Here is a 22,757-nt window from a genome sequence, read left to right as displayed (position 1 = left end):
ACCTTACAGGTACAGTCCTGGTCCGAGTGCGTGAAGTACGAGGACGCGCCAGATCGATGGGAGCGCGGTTCGTGGAAACGCTGGTAGTGGTCGGAGCCGGGCCGAAAGCCCTGGCCGTCGCGGCCAAAGCCCACGTACTGCGTGCGCTCGGGCTGTCCGCGCCGCGCGTCGTGGTGGTGGAAGCCCAGGCGGTGGGCGGCAATTGGCTACCCAGCGGCGGCTGGACCGATGGGCAGCACCGGCTGGGCACCAGTCCGGAGAAGGACATCGGCTTTCCCTATCGTTCGACCTGGGCGCGTGGCCACAACCGTGCGATCAACCAGGCGATGACGGCCTACAGCTGGACCTCGTTCCTGGTCGAGCACGGCACCTATGCCGAATGGATCGACCGCGGCCGGCCCAGTCCCCAGCATCACGTGTGGGCGAAATACCTGCAGTGGGTGGCCCGTGAGATCGATCTCGAACTCGTGCTCGGCACCGTGTCCGCCATCGCGGCGGCGGCCGACGGATGGCTGGTGACTGCGGTCGACGCCGACGGCGTGCCCACTCAGATCGACGCCGACGCTTTGATGATGACCGGTCCGGGCCGTAGCGCCAAGGCGCTCGCGAAGCATCCGAAAGTGCTCAGTATCGCGGAATTCTGGGATCTCGCGGGCAAGCGCCGGCTACCGGTGTCCTCGCGGGTCGCGGTGATCGGCGGGGGTGAGACCGCGGGGTCGGCGCTGGACGAACTGGTGCGGCACGGCATGCTCTCCATCTCGGTGATCTCGCCGATGGCCACCCTGTACACCCGCGGCGAAAGCTATTTCGAGAATTCGCTGTTCAGCGATGCGGTCAAGTGGACGGCGCTGAGCATGGCCGAGCGGCGTGATGTGATCCGGCGGACGGATCGGGGTGTCTTCTCGGTCCGGGTGCAGGAGAGCCTGCTCGGCGACAATCGGGTGCATCACATGCAGGGCCGAGTGGTGCGCCTCGTGGATCAGGGCGAGGGGGTGGCGTTGACGCTGCGCAACGAGTTGCGCCCGGATCAGGTGCACGCCTTCGATCTCGTGATCGACGCGACCGGCGGGCAACCCTTGTGGTTCCTGGATCTGTTCGACGCGAACGCCTCGGATCTGCTGGAGCTCGCGGTCGGCGGCGAGCTGACCACCGCGCGGATCGAGGCCTCGATCGATTACGACCTCGCGGTGTCCGGTCTGGACACGAAGCTGTTCCTGCCGAATCTGGCGGCGCTGGCCCAGGGGCCGGGCTTTCCCAATCTCAGCTGCCTGGGCGAACTTTCGGATCGGGTACTGCGCTCGATGACCGCGACGCCGGGGCGGCGGCCGAGCGAGGTGGCACCTGCGCGCATGGCGCCCGGCGGCTAGCATTAGGCTAGGCTGACCTAAGTTATTCGGTTAGTGAGGTTCGGTATGCGCATCGTGTCTTTCGGGTTCCAGACCTGGGGCCGTAAAACCCTTCAGGCCCTGCTCGATTCGGAGCACGAGGTGGTACTCGCGGTGACCCACCCGGCCAGTGCCGATGCCTACAAGGGAATCTGGTCGGATTCCGTGGAGGAACTCGCGCGCGAGCACGGCATTCCGGTGCACCTCACCGAGCGGGCCGACGGTGCCACCATCGACCTGGTCAAGCGGGCCGAACCCGACGTCATCGTCGTGAACAGCTGGTACACCTGGATGCCCGCGGAGCTCTACGACCTCCCGCCGCACGGCACCCTGAACCTGCACGATTCGCTGCTGCCGAAGTTCACCGGTTTCTCGCCGGTCCTCTGGGCGCTGATCAGCGGCGAGTCCGAGACCGGGCTGACCATCCACCGGATGGACGACCAACTCGACACCGGCGACATCCTGGTGCAACACCGGCTTCCGATCGGACCCGTCGACACCGGCACCGAATTGGTGCTGCGCGGTATGGAACTCATTCCGGGCGCGCTGGCCGAAGCGCTGTCGGCCCTGGAATCGGGGACCGCGCAGTGGCGGCCCCAGCCCAAGGACGAGCGCACTTACTTCCACAAGCGTTCCGCACGCGACAGCCGGATCGACTGGAACTGGTCGGCCGCGGATCTGGAGCGTTTCGTGCGCGCGCTGTCCGCGCCGTACCCGAGGGCGTTCACGCACTACCGCGGCGTTCGCGTCGAGGTGCTCGGCGCGCGGATCTCACAGGCGCGCTACGGCGGAACGCCCGGCCGGGTGATCGTGCAGGAAGGCGGCGCCGCGGTGGTCTGCGGCCCGGACGCGGTCCGCGGTCGCAACCACGGCCTGGTCATCGACCGGGTGCGCACCGACGACGGCCAAGAGCACGCCGGGGCCGAATTCTTCGTGCGCGGCGGCTACCTCACCGATCAGTGACCGCGGCCGATCCGGCAACCACCACAATCGCAGAAATCTCGAAGGATTGACATGGCAGACGACATTCGCGAGCGCCGCAAGCTCCTGCTCCAGCAGCGCATGCGGGAACAGGGTGTCACGGCGGCGACTCCGGAACCGGCACCGGCGAACCGGGCGCCCGGCGAGCCCGGCCCGCTCTCGGCGGCGCAGCGGCGCATGTGGTTTCTGCAACAGCTCGATCCGAGTGATACGACACTGAACATCTGCGTGGCCTACCAGCTCGACGGTCCGTTGGACACGCCGCGCCTGCGGTCCGCGTTCGAGACGGTGGTGGCCCGGCACGAGGTGTTGCGCACCCGCTACCACGTCGGCGCCGATGGTGAGCCGTACCAGGTTTCCCGGCCGCAGGCCGAGTTCGACTGGCACGAACACGATCTCACCGAACTCGCTGCCGGGGGACGCGAGCCGCGGGTGACGGTGCTGGCTCGGCGTGAGTTCGCCCGGCCCTTCGACCTGTCCGCGGACAGTCCGTTGCGCGCCAGTCTGATTCGTACCGCCGAGCGCACGCATGTGCTGGTACTGACCGTGCATCACATCGCCTGGGACGACGATTCCTGGCCGGTGTTCTTCGCCGAGATCAGTGCGGCCTACCGAAACGAGCGGCTGCCGGAGCTGCGGGCCCAGTACGTCGATGTCGAGGTGTCCGGTCCCGGCGATCGGGAGGACAGCGCGGCGCTGGAATTCTGGCGCGGCGCGCTGACCCCGCTGCCGGAACGCATCGAGTTGCCGAATCGGCCGGTGAGTGGTCCGGTTTCGCGTAACGCCGCCCGCTGTGTGCGCGCCTTGCCACCGGAACTGATGGAACAGGTGTCCGTCATCGGCCGGGAGCGATCGCTGACGCCGTTCATGGTCCTGCTCGCCGGTTTCCAGGCACTGATCCGGCGCTACACAGCGGCCACCGATTTCCTGGTCTCGGTGCCGGTGACCGAACGCAATGCCGCGGGCGCGCAGCCGCTGATCGGCTACTTCGGCAACACCCTGCTGATCCGGGCGTCCGCGCGTGGCACCGAAACTTTCACCGAACTGCTCGCCCGGGCCCGGCAGTCGTGCCTGGACGCGTTCGCCAATCAGCAGGCCGGTATCGATCGGGTGATCGCGGCGGTCAGCCCGCAGCGGGTCGCGGGCAGCGATGCGCTCGCACAGCTGGTGCAGCTCAGTTTCGCGGTCCGGCGGGCGGCGAACAGCTTCGAACTACCCGAAATCCAGGCCCGGGAACTGGAATTGGGCAGTGCGGTGGCACAGGAGCCGCTCGGCCTGATGGTGGTGCACGACGACACGGGCGCCCGGGTGGAAGCGACCTACCTGGTCGACGAGCTGGCCGAGCCGCTGGTGGCGCAACTGCTCGACCACTATGTCCAGCTGCTGACCAGTGCCCTGGCCGACCCGGACCAGCGTATTCGGGACCTCGACCTGCTCGGAGCCGATCGCGACACGGTGCTCGCGCAGTCGAGCGGTGCGCGGGTCGAGGAAACCGTGACCACCATGGTCGCGCTGTTCGAGCGGCAGGTCGCCGCGTCGCCGGAGCACATCGCGCTGTCTTCCGACACCGTCGAGCTGTCCTATCTCGCGCTGGACCGTCGCGCGAACCAGTTGGCGCACTGGCTGATTCGACAGGGCGTCGGGACCGAGGACCTGGTGGCCCTACGCCTGGCCACCTCTGTGGAATTCGTGGTGGCCACCCTGGCGGTGTTGAAGGCGGGTGCGGCCTACCTGCCGATCGACCCGGCCTACCCGGCCGACCGGGTGCGTTACCTGCTGGACGACGCCCGCCCGGCACTGGTCCTGGATGAGACGACCCTGGCCGAGGCGGAACAGGCGGCCGCCGCGCTACCCGACCGGGACCCGGTCGACGCCGACCGCCTCCGCGCGCTCCATCCCGCGAACACCGCCTACGTCATCTACACCTCGGGCTCCACCGGCAAGCCGAAAGGCGTTCCGGTGCCGCACGATGCGATCGCCGAGCATCTCACCGGCTTCACCGCCGAATGGGCGCTCACGCCCGCCGACCGGGTGCTGCAGTCGACCTCGGTGAGTTTCGACGCGTCGCTGTTGGATATCTTCGTCACGCTGAACGCCGGTGCGCGCGTGGTGGTTCCGAAGCCCAACGCCTACCGGGACATCCCCTATGTCGCGGATCTGGTCACCCGGCACGGCATCACGGTGCTGCACATGGTGCCATCCATGCTGGCGACCTTCCTCACCCTGCCGGAGGCCAACGACTGGCGCACGCTGCGGCACGTCCCGGTCGGCGGTGAGGCACTGGCCGGCGAGCTCGCCGACCGCTTCGCCACCCAGTTCGACGCGGAACTGCGAAATCACTACGGCCCCACCGAAGCGGTGGTGAGCTCGACTCATATGACGGTCGACGGACCGCAGGGCACCGGCATCGTGCCGATCGGCGGCCCCAACCGCAATGTCCACCTCTACCTGCTCGACGACGCACTGCAACTCGTACCCTGCGGCGTGGTCGGCGAGATCTATCTCGGCGGTCGTCAGCTGGCCCGCGGCTATCTGGATCGGCCAGGGCTGAGCGCTCAGCGTTTCGTCGCGGACCCGTTCGCTCCCGGCGGCCGGCTCTACCGCACCGGCGACCTGGCACGCCGGAACGTCGCGGGCGCCATCGAATTCGTCGGCCGGGCCGACGAACAGGTCAAGGTGCGCGGTCACCGGATAGAACTGGGTGAGGTCGAAGCCACGGTCACCGACCATCCGGCGGTGGCGCACTGTGTGGTGATCGTGTCCGAGCACGAGTCGCTGGGGCCGGTGCTGCTCGCCTATGTCGTCGCCGCCGACCCGGTCGACGTGGCCGACCTGCGCGCGCATGTAGCCGCCGCCCTGCCCGAGTACATGGTGCCCGCGGCCTTCGTGCAGATCGACGAGGTGCCGTTGACCGCGCACGGCAAGCTGGACAAGCGCGCCCTGCCCGCTCCGGTACTCGCCGACACCCGCGCCTATCGGGCGCCCGGCACGGCTACCGAAGTCAAGATCGCGGGCCTGTTCGGCAACCTGTTCCAGCGTGAGCGGGTGGGTGCCGACGACTCGTTCTTCGAACTCGGCGGGCATTCGCTGCTCGCGGCCCGGTTGATCACCATGATCCGAGCCGAGTTCGGCCTCGAGATCGATATGCGGGTGCCGTTCGACAAGCCGACCGTGTCCGCGCTGGCCGCACACGTGGTCGCGGTGTTTCGCGCCGAGTTCGAGATCGACCTGGACGAACTCGACGCGCCCGCGCCCGCCGAACCGATCGCCGACAACCCCACCGCCAAGCCTGATCTGCTGCGCCGAGTGCGGTCGGAGTTCGTTCCGCTGTCGTACTCGCAGCGGGTCTACTGGCTGCAACGCCGGCTCGAGGGCCCGATCGAAGGCGAAAACGTCAGCTACCCGGTGCGTTTCGACGGCGCGCTCGATATCGCCGCGCTGCGCGCCGCCGTCGATGACGTGGTGGCCCGGCACGAGTCGCTGCGCACCACCTTTCCGGAACACGACGGCACGCCGTACCAGGCGGTGCACGCGCCGGCGCCGGTATCGCTGCCGGTCGAGACCCTGACCGGTGACCTCGACGCCGCACTCCAGCGGGAACTGGCGGCGGACTGGGACTACGTGTTCGACCTGGCCGGCGAGCCCATGCTGCGGCTGCGGCTGCTCGAACTCGGGCCCCGGACGCATGTGCTGTCGGTGCTGATGCACCACATCATCGCCGATATGCGGTCCTGCCAGATCTTCGTCGACGATCTGCGCGTCGCCTACCGGGCCCGGGCCGCGGGCCACGCCCCCGAATGGTCCGAATTCGCCATTCAGTTCGCCGATTTCGCGATGTGGCAGCGGGAGATCTTCGACCGCGGCGCCGACCGCGCGGTCAGCGCCTACGGTCAGGCACAGCTCGATTACTGGCGCGACACCCTGGCCGGATTACCCGACGAGATCGCGGTGGCGCACGACCATCCGCGTCCCCGGGTACTCGGCCGGGATGGCCACAGTGCTGCGCGCACGCTACCTGCTTCTACCTGGAATGCCTTGCGCGCCAGGGCCGAAGCGGCCGGTGCGACCGAGTTCATGCTGTGCCAGGCGGTGAGCGCCGTGGTGGTCAACGCACTCGGCGGGATCGAGGACGTGGCGGTGGGCGCCGCGGTCGCGAACCGGATCGGGCAGAGCACCGATGAACTCATCGGCCTGTTCGCCAATGTGGTGGTGATGCGCCACGACGTGTCCGGCGACCCGACGCCGCACCGCATGCTCGAGCGCGTGCGGGACCGGGCGCTGGACGCGATCAGTCACCAGGGTGTGCCGTTCGAGCGCCTGGTGGAGGCGATCAATCCGGCCCGCACACTGTCGCGGAATCCGCTGTTCCAGGTCATGATGCACTTCCGGCATCGGCCCGCGGCCGAGCCGTTCAGCGCCGACGGCGCGACCACGATCAGCGGCATCGCCGGGTACTACGACGTCTCGTTCATGGACTTCCACCTGGACTACTCGGTCGAACCCAGCGGCGATCTGACCGCGCGCGTGGTGGTCAATCCGGACCTGTACGAGGCCGCCACCGGGCAGGTGTTCGCCGATGTGCTGGTCGCCGTGCTGCGGGCCTTCGCCGAGCAGCCGGACCGCGCGCTCGGTGACCTCGCCCTGCTGCCCGCCGGGTGGGAGCCACGCGGTGCGGCGGTCCGGTACGCGGCCGCCGAATCGGCCGAATCCGAAAGCGGCGCACCGCGAACCGACACCGAACGCACTTTGGCCGCGCTGCTCGGCGAACTCCTGGAGATCACCGAGATCGACCGGGAGGACGGCTTCTTCGGTCTGGGCGGTGACAGCGTGATCGCGATCAAGTGGGCTACCCGGGCTGCCGAAGCCGGTCTTCCGCTGACGCCGCAGCTGATCTTCGAGTACTTCACCATCGCCGAGCTGGCCGCCGCCGTGGACGAGGCGATCGCGAACCCGCCCGTGGTCGAAGCCGCCGAGGTCACCCACGCGCCCATGTCGGCGTCCGGACTGGACGCGGACGCGCTTGCCGCACTGCAGAGTTCGTGGGCGCAGCGCTGATGGGTGTTCCGGAGATCGAGGATGTCCTCGCGCTGAGCCCCTTGCAGGAGGGGCTGTTCTCGCTGGCCCGGCTGTCCGAGGCGGGCCAGGACGTGTACACGGTGCCGTTCATCGTGGACATCGCCGGTCCGCTCGACGCGGCGCTGCTGCGGCGCTGCCTGGAGACGCTGCTGCGACGGCACCCGAATCTGCGCGCGGTGTTCTGGGATCGTGATGTGCCGGCGCCGGTGCAGATCGTGCCGCGAGAGGTCGTGCTGCCGTGGACCGAACGGGCCGCGGAGCCCGCGGAACTCGACGCCATCGAGGCCGGGGAACTGCGCCGCGGCTTCGATCTCGGCGCGGGACCCGCGCTGCGGGCCACCCTGGTCACGCTGCCGTCCGAGGACGGTGTCGCCCGGGCGCGGTTGCTGCTGATGATCCACCACATCCTGGTGGACGGCTGGTCGCTCGGCGTCCTGTTCGGCGAGCTGCGCGCGCTGTATCGAGCGGGCGGTGCGGCCGACGCGCTGCCACCGGCCCGGCCGTATCGCGACTACATCGGCTGGCTCGGCGCGAAAGACCGGGCCGCGGCCCGGGATTGGTGGACCGCACAGCTGTCCGGGCTGAGCGCGCCGCTGCTGGTCGCCGATGGTGCGGGGCCGGGCATCGCCGGGGCGAGCGCGGAGGCGGCGGAAGTCACGCGGTTCGTCCTGCCCGCCGCGGACACCGAACGACTGCGGGGGTGGGCGCGCGAATACGGGCTGACCCTGAACACGGCGGTGCAGTTCGCCTGGACCGTGCTGCTGTCGCGGCTCTCGGACCGCCGCGATGTCGTGTACGGCACGATCGTGACCGGGCGCCCGGAGCAGATGCCGGGCGTGGAACGCATGATCGGGCTGTTCCTGAACACCATCCCGGTGCCTTTCCGCTTCGAGCCGGAGGCCACCGTCGCCGCGGACTGTGTTCGGCTGCAACGGGAATCGGCGGTGATGCGGGACAACGGCTACCTGAGCCTGTCCACGGTGCAGCGGGCAGCGGGGCACAGCGCGCTGTTCGACACCATGTTCGTGTTCCAGAACGCGCCCATGGACGACGTGCTGACCGCGGATACCGCCGAGCCGGTCAGCTTCCGCGCGCTCATGGCCAAGAATCTCACCCATTACCCGCTCACCGTGGTCGCCTATGCCCACGAGGACGAACTGACCGTGGTGGTGGAGGCGGTACGGCCGGCGATCTCGTTCCTGCCGGAGGAGCTCGGTGAGTGCATGCTCACGCTGCTGCGCGGGCTGCCCGGCAGCGCGGAGCTGCGCACCGACGAGCTGTCGGTGCTGCCCGGCCGGCGGATCGCTGAATCGACTCGTCCGGTCGCCGAACCCGAGACCCGCACAACGATTTTCGAGCTCTTCGAACGACAGGTCGCGGCGACGCCCGAGGCCGTGGCGCTGACCACCGACACAGAGCGCATGACCTACCGTGAGCTGTACCGGGCCAGCGCCGAGTTGGCCGGCGCGCTCGCGGAACGCGGTGTCGGCCCCGAAGATGTCGTCGCCCTGTATCTTCCGCGCGGTTCCCGCTCGATCGTCGCCATCCTGGCGACCCTCGCCGCCGGTGCGGCGTACGTGCCGGTCGATGTGACGCTGCCCGCGTCGCGTGTCGAATCGATCCTGCGGCAGGCCCGGCCGAAGCTGGTCTTGACCTCGGACGGTTATGGCGCGGAATTGGATTCGGCACTGGACCTGGACGACCTGGCGGCCGGGGCGGCGGCAACGCCGGGCCGCCGGGACCCGGCGCAGAGTGCCTACGTCATCTTCACCTCCGGTTCGACCGGCGAACCCAAGGGGGTCGTGAACACCCACGCGGCGCTGGTCAGCTACTTCCTCGATCATCGCGAGCGGGTTTACCGCCCGGCGACGGCGCGACTGGGCCGCCCACTGCGCATCGCGCACGCGTGGTCCCTGAGTTTCGACGCCTCCTGGCAGCCGCTGATCGGCCTGCTCGACGGCCACCAGATCCACCTGTTCGACGACGCGACTGTGCGCGACGCGCAGCGGTTGGTGTCCTCGCTCGGACGGCACGGTATCGACATGATCGACACCACACCGTCGATGTTCCGGCAGCTGGCAGCCGCCGGACTGCTCGATCAGGGACTGTCGGTGCTCGCACTCGGCGGTGAGGCAATCGACACCCAGTTGTGGAATCGACTGCGCGCCTTGGGGATCGCTGTGCACAACTGCTACGGCCCGACCGAGACGACGGTCGAGGCGGTGGTCGCGGACCTCACGCCGGAAGCCGCGGTGCCGACCATCGGGCGCCCGACCGCGGGCATGTCGGGTTACGTCCTGGATTCCCGGCTGCGGTCGGTAGCGACCGGTGTGACCGGTGAGCTGTACCTCGCGGGGCCACAGCTGGCCCGGGGCTACGCGGGCCGTCCCGCGGCCACCGCGGACCGCTTCACCGCCGACCCGTTCCGGCTCGGTGAGCGCATGTACCGCACCGGTGATCTGGTCCGGCGGCTGCCCGACGGCTCGCTGGCCTACCTCGGCCGGGCCGACGATCAGGTGAAGATTCGTGGCTACCGGATCGAGATCGGCGAGGTGGAAACGGCGCTGCGCGGGCTGCCCGGCATTACCGCCGCGGCCGCGACCGTCCTGCGCCGCGGTGACGCGGTGAGCCTGATCGGATTCGTCGTCGGTACGGAGCCCGACCTGGTGGAACTGCGAGCCGCGCTGGCGAATCGCCTGCCCGCCTACATGATTCCGGCTCGGCTGCTGGCACTGCCCGAGCTGCCGGTGAACCGCAACGGCAAGCTGGACGTGCGGGAACTGACCCGGCTGGCCGAGGCGGCGCTCGACGGTGCCGGCCCGGCGAGCACGACTCCTGCCACACCGACCGAGCACACGCTGTCCGAGGCGCTCGCCGAGGTGTTCGACGGCCGGGTCGCCGGCGTCGACGAGGACTTCTTCGCGCTCGGCATGGACAGCATCGTCGCGATCTCGCTGGTGAATCGGGTGCGACGGCACGGGCTGGCGGTCGATGTGCGCATGGTGGTGTCCGCCCCCACGATTCGCGACCTCGCCGCCGCGATCGACCGCCGCGAGCAGACCGCGCGGGCGCGCACCGTCGACGACTACGGTCCGGTGCCGCCGCTGCCGATCGTGTCCTGGCTGCTGGCGCAGCCCGAACACCGTGGGCTGGCCCAGTCCGCGCTCGTCACGCTGCCCGCCGAGCTCCGCGCCGACGACCTGCATGCGGTACTCCAGGCGCTGCTCGACGGCCGGGACACCCTGCGGGCGCGCCTGGACGACACGGCCGCGGGACCGCGGTTGGTCACCCGTGAACCGGGGTGTGTCGCCGCCGCCGACATCGTGACCCAGGTCGAATTCGACGGTGCCGCGCCGTCGTTCGAGGAATGGCTCGGTGCGGTGGCCCGCACCGCACTCGGCGGCCTCGATCCCCGCGCCGGTGACCTGGTGCGCGCGGTTCGGCTGCGCGGTACCCCGCGCGGCGATCTGCTGCTCCTGGTCATCCATCACCTCGCGGTGGACGTGGTCTCCTGGGCCCTGCTGCTCGCCGATCTGGCCGACGCGTGGCAGCAGATCGGCCTCGGCACGGTGCCCAAGGCGGTGACCGAACCCCTTACCTATCGCCAGTGGTGCCGACTGCTGTGGGAGCGCGCCGAGACGCCGGAAGTGCTTGCCCAGCAGCCCTATTGGACCGACCAGCTAGACGGACCCGATCCGGCCCTCGGCGCCCGCCCGGCGCGCGCCGACGACACCTGGTCGAGCCTACGGCTCACCCCGGTCGCGACGCCGATCGAACTCAGCGCGCGCATCCTCGCCGAGGCGGCCGGTGTTCGTGAGTTCCTGCTCGCGGCACTGACGGTGACGCTGGCGTCCTGGCGACGGGAACGTGGTCAGGACCATGCCGGTGGCGCGCTGATCGGTGTGGAGAGCCACGGCCGGGCCGACGCGGTGGTCGGTGCCGACACTTCCGGAACGGTCGGCTGGTTCTCCACCACGTATCCGGTCCGGCTCGGTGCGGGTTCCGCCGCGCTCGACCTCGACGGCGCCGCGGCCGATCCGCGCGCCGCCCGGGCCCTGTTGGGCTCGGTCGCCGCGCACCTGGCCGCAGTTCCCGCGCAGGGGATCGACTTCGGCCTGCTGCACGCGGTGCGCGGCGTACCGGAATGGTCCGCCTGCCCGCAGCCTCAGGTCGAGTTCAACTATCTGGGCCGGATCGATCTCGGCGCCGCGGACACCGGCCCGTGGACGATGATCACCGACCCGGCCGTAGCCGCGGCTTTGCCGATCGCACCGGAACCCGATCTGCCGCTGCGCTATTCGCTCGGCTTGATCGCCGCCGTGCACGCCACCGCGGCCGGTCCGCAACTGATGGTCACCTGGCGGTGGAGCGACGCCCTGTTCACCCCCGCCGACCTGGACCGCCTCGTCGAACTGTGGGAGGGCGCCGTCGCCGCCCTCGCGGCCGCCCTGGATTCGAGTAAGTGAAAGTGAGTACGACCATGCCGCACAAGCCGCTATGGATGAGGCAGTTCCACAAGCCGACGGCGCCGGACCGGCTACCGCTGCTGATCTTTCCGCACGCCGGTGCGGGTGCGTCTGCCTATCGCACGCTGTCCAAGGCCCTGAGCGAGCACTTCGATGTGGCCGTCATGCAGTATCCCGGCCGTCAGGACCGGGCCAAGGAACCGGCCCTGACCGCACTGCCCGATCTCGCCGCCGGCGCGTTCGCCGAGTTCCGGCACTCCGGGTACAACCGCGGCGTACCGATCCTCGTGTTCGGGCACAGCATGGGCTCGCTGGTCTCCTTCGAATTCGTCCGGCTGGCGGCCGTCGCGGGCGTGGACGTGCGGCAGTTGACGGTGTCCGCGGCCGTCGCCCCCTCCCGGGCCGCCTACCGCAAACCCACACCCGAAGACGACGACGAGTTGCTCGATCACCTGATCATGCTGGAGGGCATCAACTCCGACGTGCTGGCCAGCCGGGAGATCATGCGCATGTCATTACCCGCGATCAAGGCCGACCACAAGGCGTCCGAGGCCTACCGCTGTCCGGAGACGGTGCGCGTCGGCACCCGCATCCACGCCATCGGCGGCGACCGGGATCCGATCGTGTCCATGGCCGATCTGCACGGCTGGCACAAGCACGCAGACGAAGTCGAGGTCACCATGTTCGAGGGCGGGCATTTCTATCTGAACAGCCATGTCGACGCCGTCACCGAGATCCTCGCGAAGCAGGCGCAGCCATGACCGACGATCCCATTGTCATCTCCGGTATGGCGGTCGAGGCGCCCGGCGGCGTCGACACCCCGGCGGCCTACTGGGACGCGCTCATCGCGGAAAAGGAGCTGGTCGGCCCGTTCCCGCGGGATCGGGGCTGGCGCATCGACGACCTGCTCGCGGTATCCCGGCTGGACGGGTGGAGCGAGGTCCGCGATGCGGGCGGGTTCCTCACCGGCGCGGCCGAATTCGACCCCGGGCTGTTCGGCATCGGACAGCGCGAGGCGCTCGCGACCGATCCGCAGCAGCGGGTCATGCTGCGGGTGGCGTGGCAGGCGCTGGAGAACGCCGGGATCAACCCGGGCTCGCTGGCGGGAGCCGAGGTCGGATGCTTCATCGGTGCCTCACCGATGGAGTACGGACCGCGCGCCGACGAGGTCAACGACTACACCGGTGTGCGCACCATCGGATACGGCCTGCTGAGCATGGCCGGGCGGATCTCGCACAGCCTGGGACTGATCGGGCCGTCGCTGACCGTCGACTCCGCGTGCGCGTCGTCGTTGACCGCGCTGCACCTGGCCACCGCCGCGGTACGTGCGGGCGACTGTGAGTGGGCGCTGGCCGGGGCGGTGTGCGTGCAGGGGTCGCCGATGGCCTTCTACGAGTTCGCCAAGCACAACGCGCTGTCCACCGACGGGCACTGCCGGTCCTACGCGGATGACGCCACCGGCACCCTCTGGGGTGAAGGCGCGGGACTCGTTGTGGTGGAACGGGAATCACGCGCCAAGCGGCTGGGACATCGAATCCACGGTCGGATCCTCGGCTCGCATCACAACCACAACGGCCGGGGCAAACCGATTCTGGTGCCGCGCGCCGACGCGCAGGAGCGGGTGATCCGCAAGACGCTCGACCGCGCGGGCATCGATCCAGCCCTGATCGGAATGATCGAAGGCCACGGAACTGCCACGCGCGCAGGCGATCCCGTGGAACTCACCGCCTTGCAGAACACCTACGGCGCGGCCGGCTCGGCACCGCTGCTCGGCTCGGTGAAATCCAATGCCGGGCACGCCCAGGCCGCCGCCGGCATGCTCGGCCTGATCAAACTGCTGCTCGCGGGACGCCACGGGCGGATTCCGGCGACCCTGTTCGCCGACAAGCCGACCACCCGCATCGACTGGGACCGGTCGAGCCTGCGTCTGGCGGACACCGCGCACACCTGGGCACCGACGAACGGCTACCGCTACGGCGCCGTCTCGTCGTTCGGTGCGGGGGGATCCAACGCGCACGCGATCATCGCGATGCCCGCGCCTGAGGAGAACGACGATTTCTAGCTACCAGCTGCCCGACGGCTCGATCCCGGTCCTGCTGTCGGCGGAATCCCCGGACCTGCTGCGCGCCGAGGCCGCGGCCATCCTCGACTACCTCGAACAGCAGCCCCGGATCACCCCGGATCGGGTGGCGGACATGCTGTTCCGCACCCGGATCGCGCGGCGGCATCGCGCGTTGGCGATGGTCACCGATCGAGACCAACTGCTCGCGGCGCTGCGTGCCGTGGCCGGTGGCGCCGAGCACGCACTGGTCGTCCGTACGGGCGCCCCCGCCGCCGCGCGCAAGCTCGGATTCGTACTGCCCGGACAGGGCGGCCAGCGTCCCGGAATGGGACGCCTCTACTACGACCGGGTGCCCGCCTACCGGGACGCGGCCGATCGCTGTGCCGAGCTGTTCACCGAGCAGTTCGGCTTCTCGCCGCTGCCGTATCTACTCGACTCCGCTGCCGAAGCCGATGACCACGCGGCGATCGTGCAGCCCGCGCTGTTCACCCAGATGGTCGCGCTCGCCGCGATGTGGCGGTCCTTCGGTGTCGAACCGCACGCGGTGATCGGGCACAGCCAGGGTGAGATCGCCGGTGCCTGCGTATCCGGTGCGATGACGCTCGCCGACGCGGTCGTAGTGGTCGGCACCAGGGCGCTGGCCGTGGACAAGATCTCCTCGGACGCCTATGCGATGGCGGTCGCCGCCGCCGACCGCGACGAATGTGAACTGCTGCTGGCGCGTCAATCGGGCTGGGCCGAAGTGTCCGTGGTGAATTCGCCGCGCATGGTCGGTATCTCCGGCGACCGGGAGACGGTCGGCAATCTGGTCGACGAGCTCGCTGCCCGTGGGCGGTTCGCGCGGGTGATCCGCGTGCGCTACCCGGCGCACACCGGTCTGCTCAACGAATTCCGTGATGTGATCCGCGACGCCGCGGACAGTCGCCTGGCTGCCCGCCACTTCGCGGACACCGAAATCGCCTGTATCGGTGGCACACTCGGCAACGTGGTCACCCCGGACCTGCCGCTGCACGACTACTGGTTCTGGAACCTGCGCAATACCGTCCGCTTCGATCGGGCGGTGGCGGCGGCCGTGGCGCGCGACGTGGACACCTTCGTCGAACTCGCCGAACATCCCACGCTGCAACTCGCCGTGACCGAGAGCCTCGCCGAATTCGCCGCCGACCGGGTCGGCTCGGTGCTGGGCAGCGGCACCCGCGACGCCGCCGACCTCGGCGAATTCACTCGGAACCTGGCCGCGCTGGCGGTCAACGACATCGACTACCCGTGGCAGCGCCTGCGCGTCGACACCGATGCGCCCACGCGTCTTCCACTCACCGATTTCCCCAACACCAGGATGCAGCGGACCCCGCTGTGGCTCGCGCACGACTACACCGGTCGCCCGGGCGCAGTGGCGCCCGCGGTCGTACTCGAACAGCCCGCGGAGTCCACGACCGCGCCCGCCCAGCTGATCGTCGAGCAGTGGACCAGGCTGTCGCGTCGATCCATGACGCCGCCGCGCGCCATCGGTGTGGTCGATCACACCGGCGCGGCGGGGGAACTCGCAGCCGCGCTGTACACGCACGCGCGGGATCAGGGGCTGGTCGCGGTACCGGTCGAGGACGACGCCGAGATCGATACCCTCGTCGTACTGCTGCCCGAGTCGCGCGACGCCGATCCAGTCGACGCGGTCGCGGACTTCTTCGGGGCACGGACCTGGTGGCGTGAGCCCACCGCCCGGGTGAGCGAGATCTGGCTGGTCACCGTCGGCGGTGCGGCCGTGCTGGATGAGGATCGCGCACCGGACCCGGCCGCTGCCGCAATCGCGGCCGGATTCCGGTCCATGGGTACGGGTTATCCCGGGGTCGCGTTCCGTCATCTCGATCTGGCGCCGGACCAGACGGGACCGGAGTCCGTGCCCGCCATGGTCTCGGCCCTGCACACCGCCGGGGAATCCGAACTGGCGCTGCGGGACGGCACCGTGTACGCCAAGCGGTTGACACCGGGCGATCGGGCCGAACTCACTGGTCCGACCGTGCCGGATCATCTGCTGATCACCGGTGGGACAGGCGTGCTCGGGCTGGAGTTCTGCGCGCATGCCGTGCGGGCCGGGGCGCGGCGGGTGACGCTGGTCAGTCGCTCGGGGGAGACCCCGGCCGTCGCCGACCGGCTGCGCCGGATCCGGGGTCTGGGAGCCACGGATATTCAAGTAGTGTCCTGCGATATCGCCGATCCGGCGGCCGTCGGGCAACTCGCCGGGCGGCTCCGGGAAACTCCGGTGGATCGGATCATCCATGCGGCGGCGGACAATTCGGCCATCGCGCACACCGAACTCGAACAGCTCACCCCCGATCGGGTGGCGCGAGCGCTGCGCGGCAAGATCACCGGCCTGCGCCATGTCCTCGATTCGATTGCCCGAAGCCAGGATTGCCAGGTACTGCTGTGCTCGTCGCTGGCGGCGACGCTCGGCGGTCGCGGCACCACGGTGTACACGGCGGCCAATCGCATGCTCGACGCGCTCGCGCGCAACTATCGCGCGGACGGCCTGCACTGCGTCTCGGTGCAGTGGGGGCAGTGGGCGGTGCACCAGAGCCAGGGCGGCGCTTCGGATCTCACCAGACTCGCCGAGCTGGGCTACCTGCCGATGAGTTCGGCCGACGCCCTCGCGCTCGGCCTGGGCGGGTTGCGGCGGGATGCCATCGTGGCGTCCTTCGACTGGGAGCGTGGACGCGGGGTGCTCGGCGCGTTCGGCTACGGCCCGCTGCTGTCCGAGCTCGAAACACCGGCCGCTGTGCCGGTCCCGGCGGCCCCGCCAACGGTTGCGGCCGCTGGTATCGAGGTGCCGCGGCGGATCGCTCACCTGCTCGCCGAGATCATCGGCCTGGACGACGCCGAAAGCATCGACCGCACAAGATCTTTGGTGGCCCTCGGGCTCGATTCCCTACAGGCGCTGGAACTCCGGCGGCGGGCGGCGGCCGAATTCGGTTGTGACCTGCCGGTAGGCGACCTCATCGGCGGGGCCTCCGCCGACGACCTGATCCGGGTGATCGAGGCGTCCGCGGGAACCGCCGCACCGGAGCGCACCGTATCGGCCGCCTCCGGCGCACCTCGCGCGGCTGCCGTTGCCCCGCCCCGGGCGCCTGCGGCCACCGATTTCGTCGATCGGGCCCGGATCGTCGCCGAGGGCGCCGTACCCGAGGCGCTCGACCTGGACCGATTCCATTCCGCGCGAGCCGATATGGACCTGTTCGGCCTGCGCGCCATGCTGGAAACCCTTTCCCCCGCGCTGTCGAGCACCGAATTCCGGACGATCGACGAGATCGCGGCCCGGATGGAGTTCGCGCCACGGCATCGGTGGCTGTTGCGGCAATGGCTGCTGGCACTCGCCGAGGCGGGCTGCCTCGAGCACTCCGGCGAGCACGGCTACCGGCTCCGGGCGGCGGTCCCCGCACCGGAACGCCAGGACCTGTTCCAGGTCTGTGCCGACCTCGGTTACGCTCCGGCGTCGGCCCAGTTCCTCACCGCCTCCGACCTCCACCTGACCGAGCTGGTGCAGGATCGAATGCGCTTGCAGGAGTTGCTGTTCCCCGACGGCGACATGCTCACCGCGGAAGCCGCATACCGGGAGAACACGATCAGCCGCTACCTGAACCTGGCGGCCGGTCAGGCCGTCGCCGACCTGGTCGGGCGGTTGGGCGATGCACGATCACCGATCCGGATCCTCGAGCTCGGCGCGGGCATCGGCGGCACCACCGACAATGTCACGGCCGCGGTGGCCGGGCTCCCGGTCGAGTACCACTTCACCGACGTCTCCACCTTCTTTCTCGACGCCGCGCGCCAGCGCTTCGCCGACTATCCGTGGATGCGTTTCGCGCTGGTGGACATGAACACGGATCTGCCGGCCCAGCCGCGCTACGACATCGTGATCGCGGCCAATGTGCTGCACAACGCGCACGATATCGGTGTCACCCTGCGTCAGTTGCACGATCTGCTCGAACCGGGCGGTGCGGTGGTGGTCATCGAAACCTGCCACGCCCATTGCGAAATGCTCACGTCCGTGCACTTGCTGATGTCGCCGCAGGACGGCGCCCCGCACGCCGGACTGACCGATGTCCGCGCGGGCACCGACCGCATCTTCCTCACCGAAACCGAATGGCGGTCCGAACTGACCCGCGCCGCGCTCACCCCCGCCCTGGTGCTGCCGGACCCCGGTCATCCGCTGGCCATCCTCGATCAGCGGGTCTTCGTCGGCATCAAGGAATAGGCCCGATGTGGTCCGGCCGGTGGCGCGGCCGGACCACAACGGCCCCGCTCTTAGTCCGCGCGCGCTAGGTTCGACCCGATGAAACCTGAATTCGCCGCCACCGCAGCCGGATACATCCAGAGCCGATCGTGATGATCGCGATGTCGCCGCTCCTGCTGGCGAGCGTCGGCCTGCTGCTCACGGTGGTGACGGTGGGCCGATGCCTGCTGCTGCGAGCCAGTCTGTTCGAACGCCAGGTCAACGTGGCGATGGTGTGGCAGACCGTGGGGATCGCACTGTTCACGCTCGCCGTCGCGGCCGGCGCACCGGATACGGCCGCACGGCTGTACCTGGCGTGCGGATTCATGACCTATGCGCGACTACACGGATTCGGCGTGCTGCTGCACCTCGGGAACGAAATCGCGGCCCGGCGGCGCCAGCCGACCTACGACGCGCTCGGCGTACTGGGATCGGTCATTCTGGTCGGAGGCGCGCCGCCACTGGATCGAGCGTTCGCGATCGATACGATGACCATCCTCTGGAACCTCTCGCTGGTACCACTCGCGGTGACCGTGATCCGGGTGGCTTGGGCGTGTATTCACGAATTGCGCGGCGCGCCGAAGCGGCCGTTGGAACGGTTGGCCTACTCGGGGGTATTGCTGCTTGCCGGGTACTGGGCGGTGTTCAGCGTGGCGGCGCTGATCCGGATGGTCACCGGCGGCGCGCTGCGAATGGCCGGGCCGCTGTGGACCGGGTTGTCCTTCGCCGCCCTGGTGATTCTCACCCTGCTGATTGCCATACCGCTGGTTATCGCGGTGCTGGCCCGGGCGGGGTTGGATCGTCCGGGGCGCGCGATTCGCACCCTGCGACCGCTGTGGCGTGATCTCACCACCGCGGTGCCCGAAGTGGTGCTGGCCGACCCCGAACACACTGTGCTCGAACCGGAATTGCGGCTGTATCGCATGACGGTGGAGATCCGGGACGCGCTCACCAAGCTGCGCCGTGAGCACCTGCTCGCGCCATCGTTGGATCGGGCGGCCGAACTGGATCAGCTGCTACGGCTGGCTCGGACCTGGCCCGGGCTCAGCCCCGCGGAGCCGGCCGTCCGACAATGACGCTGCCCACATTGCACTCCTCCAGCTCATCCACGCCCGCGGCGGTGACGAACGCGGCGGTATCGCTGAATCCCTGTGCGCAGACGCCGAGTTCCATGGCGGTGCCGGCCAGGTAGATGGTCTGCATGAGCACGCCGACGTGTTTGAGCATGGAGGCGTAGGAGACCTGCTCATAGGTCCACATGACGCGGCCGGAGCGGGCGGCGAGAACCAGGACCACCTGGGGGAGCGCGCCGTCGGCCAGAGTCGCCGAGGTCGACTTCAGGAGACGTTGCACCGCAGGCGAATCCAAGTCGGCGACCGGGCGCAGCGCGTGCTCGAACGAGTCGTAGTGGTACATGCCCGCGGGGACGCCGTCGGCGTGCCGGACGATCGGGTAGACCTCCAGCTCGTACACCCCGCCACCGGAAGGGTAAGGGCGGGAAAGCAATTCCTCGTCGTCGCCGACCGGTTTCACCTCGCGGGTGCGCGCCGCGCGGTACAGCAGCTCGGCCAATTCGGCGGCCGTGATCGGGGCGTTGTCGTCGAAAGCCCGGCAGGAGTAGCGATCTTCGAGCACCGCCGTGAGCGTCGGGTCCTGCGCGCGCAGGGCGGTCAGGTCCGGCACCGGCAGCGCGATCGGCGCACCCGGGTAGGCGGTCTTACGCGCGGGCGGCTGCGGGAAGGTCCCCTTCGCCCATTTGGTCGGCCCGAAATGCTCCCAGGTGATGGTGCGCGGGCCCAGGGTGCTGCGGCGGTGGAACCACAGATCCGGCGCGCTCCAGCTGCGGGTGCGGAACTCGCGGTCCTCGTCCTCGGGGTCGGCGACGAAGAAGCCGCACCACAGCAGGTCCTCGGTGAGCTGATTCTTGATCGAGTACGGCAGATCGATATCGGCCGCGCCGGTACCGTCCAGCAGGGCCAGCAGGCGCGGGTCGTGGATGCGCAGATCACACCAGGCCAGCGGATGCTCCAGCACGAAGCCCTCCGAATCACGGTGCACCACCGCGAATTTGGACAGCGTCGCGGACCAGGTGCGCACGTGGGCGGGCCGGGCGGGCGCCTGGGCGAACGGGCGGATGGTGTACAGATCGCGGCCGCCGTCGCGCACCGTCACCGCGAGCCAGCCGCCGTCGGTCAGCCGATCCAGCAGTTCCCCGACGCCGTCCTCGACCGTCATCTCCGACAGGGTGGCCGGTCCCTGGTTCAGCGACTTCAGAGCCTGCACCTGCGCCGCGCCGAGGCCGGTCAGCTTCTCGTTGTGCGGCGGATTCAGCAGCACCGCCCCGGTCGGAACGGTGACACAGGTGACCCCTTCGCGCAGCGCGAATCGGGTCTGCTCGGGGTAGACCAGGGCGGACATCGGGTGGAGCTCCTACTTCGCGGCGTTGGCCAGCGCGGGCGCCAGCTTGTCCAGGACGAACGGAATCGACAGGGCGGTCGGCTGATTCACGGCGCTGATCTCGGTCATGTTCATGAACACCACGGCGTTCTTGCGCACGGCGGGCAGCTCCGAGTACCCCGGCAGCTGGCGGTACTTCTCGTCCATGCCGGCTGCGGCGCCGGCCAGCAGCAGGTCGGCGGTCAGTTCATCGACGCGTTCGGGGGACAGGGCCACCCGGCCCTGGGTCGCGGGCAGGTCCATGAGACTCTGCGGAATGCCGAGGCCGAGCTGGTCGAAGAGCTTGGCGGAACCGTCTTTCGGATCGGTCAGCACCATGAGCTGGCTGGCGTTGAAGAGGAAGGTGCTGGCGAAGGTCTTGCCCTTCAGGCCGGGATTGGCGCTGATCAGCGCGGCGACCTCGGCGTCGACTCCCTGGATGATCGCGGCGGCCGCATCCGGCTTGCGCAGTACCTTGCCCAGCGTTGTCACCAGGTCCTGCCAGGGGGTGACGATCTCCTGGCTCAGGCCCGGCAGGGTCGGGGCGATCTTGGAGAATTCGTCGTAGTTCTTCTGGTCGGCGATGAAGGAGTCGGCCAGGATCAGGTCCGGTTCCAGTGCCGCGACCTGCTCGGCGATATTGCCGGTGGTGTTCAGCGCCTTGACCGATTCGTCCAGCTTCGGCTGCCACGGCGGCGCGCCCTTGCCCATGACCGCGATGTTGTCGATGTAGCCGACCGGCTGGACGCCCAGCGCCAGCGCCGTATCCAGCCACTGGTTACCCAGTGCGACAACCCGTTTCGGGGTGCCGGTGATCGTGGTCTCGCCCCTGACGTGGGCGATGGTGATCGGTTCGCCCACCGCGGCGTTCTCCTCGCCGGAGCCGCATGCCGCCACACTCAATACCAGCGCACCCACCAGGGCGGCCAGTGCCGCCCGCGCCCATCCGTGAGACGCTCGTACAGACCTCATCGCCGAAACCTCTTTCGCTTAGTCAGCCAAGGCTAACCTATTTTGCAGGGAGCTCCCATGCCCACCCCGCTCTTCGTGGCGACGGCTGTCTTTCTGGCCGTCGTGCTGGCGGGGCGGTGGTGGCTGGTCAACGAGCTCAATTCGGATCGGCTGCTCAACCGCGCGTTCACCTGGAACCTCGGCGGGATGCTGCTCTGGGGCGCGGTCGCCGCGAGCGGCGCGGAGGTGCTCGGGCACCAGCTGTATCTGGCGGTGGGGGTGCTGGCCGTAGCCAACCTGGTCGGGGTGGGGATGCTCTTCGCCGGTGCGGAACCTCGGCGGGTCTGGCAGCGGCAGCGCCGATACGACGCGGTCGCCGCGCTGATCTCCCTGGCGACCCTGGTCTGCGTACTTGCTTTCCCGGACGACGCCCAGCTGATCGGAATCCTGTGGTCACTGGGCAATCTGGCCCTCGGCGTGGTCGCCGGGGTGGTGGCGGTGGCCGCGCTGCGCGATGTACGCTCCCGCTCCCGCACCACCCGCCAGCGACTCGCTTACGCCGCCCTGTTCCTGGTCTGCGGCTACAGCGCGATCGCCGCGCCGCTCGGCGCCTGCGGCATGCTCGGCATCATCGCGGTCCCCGGCATCCCCGGCGGACAGGGCCCCCGCGACATCTCCGGCGCCTGGATCGGCGCGTCCTTCCTCACCCTCGGGGTCATCACCGCGGTCCTGACCATTCCCTTGGCTCGCGCCCTGCTGACCCGCACCGGCTGGGACGCCCCCGGCCGCGCCTGCCGCCGCCTGCACCCACTCTGGTCCGACCTCACCACCGCCGTCCCCGAAGTAGTCCTCGGCCCCGACCAGCACCCCGACTCCGAACTCCGCCTGTATCGCATGACCGTCGAAATTCGCGACGCCCTGGTGCGGTTACGGCCCTACCTGCCCGTCGCAGAGCCCGGCGCGAGCGACTATGCCCGCCAGCTCGCCCAGGCGGCCCGGGCCCGGGCCGCGGGCATCGCGCCGACCACGTCGCTCGCGGTCGTCGAGAACACCCGCGCCGACCGCGACACGGAACTCCGTGATCTGTTCGCGCTGGCCGATGTGTGGTCCTCGATACGTGACCGCAGCGCCGAATAGCG

11 protein-coding genes are annotated in these 22,757 nt (G+C 69.5%); 9 read left to right on the top strand and 2 right to left on the bottom strand.

The window, feature by feature from the left end:
* Positions 1 to 71 precede the first annotated feature (71 nt).
* From ACFVMC_RS02220 to ACFVMC_RS02185, 8 genes are all read left to right on the top strand, one after another.
* Positions 72 to 1,367: a SidA/IucD/PvdA family monooxygenase gene (locus ACFVMC_RS02220; protein ID WP_379206086.1), complete on the top strand. Its 1,296-nt coding sequence runs from the start codon at positions 72 to 74 to the stop codon at positions 1,365 to 1,367.
* 45 nt (positions 1,368 to 1,412) lie between these two features.
* Complete coding sequence (locus tag ACFVMC_RS02215; protein ID WP_379206084.1) at positions 1,413 to 2,348, top strand: methionyl-tRNA formyltransferase; 936 nt, start codon at positions 1,413 to 1,415, stop codon at positions 2,346 to 2,348.
* 51 nt (positions 2,349 to 2,399) lie between these two features.
* Positions 2,400 to 7,421, top strand: a complete 5,022-nt coding sequence (locus tag ACFVMC_RS02210; protein ID WP_379206082.1) for an amino acid adenylation domain-containing protein — start codon at positions 2,400 to 2,402, stop codon at positions 7,419 to 7,421.
* Complete coding sequence (locus ACFVMC_RS02205; protein WP_379207766.1) at positions 7,421 to 11,908, top strand: amino acid adenylation domain-containing protein; 4,488 nt, start codon at positions 7,421 to 7,423, stop codon at positions 11,906 to 11,908. Before ACFVMC_RS02210 ends, ACFVMC_RS02205 begins: the two co-directional genes overlap by 1 nt.
* Positions 11,909 to 11,922: 14 nt before the next feature.
* Positions 11,923 to 12,669: a thioesterase II family protein gene (locus ACFVMC_RS02200; RefSeq protein ID WP_379207764.1), complete on the top strand. Its 747-nt coding sequence runs from the start codon at positions 11,923 to 11,925 to the stop codon at positions 12,667 to 12,669.
* Positions 12,666 to 13,970 carry a polyketide synthase gene (locus tag ACFVMC_RS02195; protein ID WP_379206080.1) on the top strand — a complete coding sequence of 435 codons (1,305 nt, stop codon included), beginning with the start codon at positions 12,666 to 12,668 and terminating at the stop codon, positions 13,968 to 13,970. The genes ACFVMC_RS02200 and ACFVMC_RS02195 overlap by 4 nt, the downstream gene beginning before the upstream one ends.
* Positions 13,971 to 14,025: 55 nt before the next feature.
* Positions 14,026 to 18,213, top strand: coding sequence for a nocobactin polyketide synthase NbtC (nbtC, locus tag ACFVMC_RS02190; protein WP_379207762.1), 4,188 nt, complete (start codon positions 14,026 to 14,028; stop codon positions 18,211 to 18,213).
* A gap of 140 nt (positions 18,214 to 18,353) precedes the next feature.
* Positions 18,354 to 19,307 carry a DUF6545 domain-containing protein gene (locus ACFVMC_RS02185; protein WP_379206079.1) on the top strand — a complete coding sequence of 318 codons (954 nt, stop codon included), beginning with the start codon at positions 18,354 to 18,356 and terminating at the stop codon, positions 19,305 to 19,307.
* On the opposite strand, the gene ACFVMC_RS02180 is transcribed toward ACFVMC_RS02185, so the two are convergent.
* Complete coding sequence (locus ACFVMC_RS02180) at positions 19,276 to 20,649, bottom strand: SagB family peptide dehydrogenase (RefSeq protein ID WP_379206077.1); 1,374 nt, start codon at positions 20,647 to 20,649, stop codon at positions 19,276 to 19,278. The genes ACFVMC_RS02185 and ACFVMC_RS02180 overlap by 32 nt on opposite strands.
* A gap of 12 nt (positions 20,650 to 20,661) precedes the next feature.
* Positions 20,662 to 21,639, bottom strand: coding sequence for an ABC transporter substrate-binding protein (locus tag ACFVMC_RS02175; protein WP_379206075.1), 978 nt, complete (start codon positions 21,637 to 21,639; stop codon positions 20,662 to 20,664).
* A 57-nt stretch (positions 21,640 to 21,696) separates the two neighbouring features.
* Between ACFVMC_RS02175 and ACFVMC_RS02170 the strand changes: the two genes are divergently transcribed.
* Positions 21,697 to 22,755: an MAB_1171c family putative transporter gene (locus ACFVMC_RS02170; RefSeq protein ID WP_379206073.1), complete on the top strand. Its 1,059-nt coding sequence runs from the start codon at positions 21,697 to 21,699 to the stop codon at positions 22,753 to 22,755.
* Positions 22,756 to 22,757: the final 2 nt, after the last annotated feature.

Source organism: Nocardia sp. NPDC127579, assembly GCF_042672005.1.
Lineage (GTDB): Bacteria > Actinomycetota > Actinomycetes > Mycobacteriales > Mycobacteriaceae > Nocardia.
The sequence above is the reverse complement of the archived record's forward strand: the minus strand, read 5'-3'. Positions and strand labels throughout refer to the sequence as shown.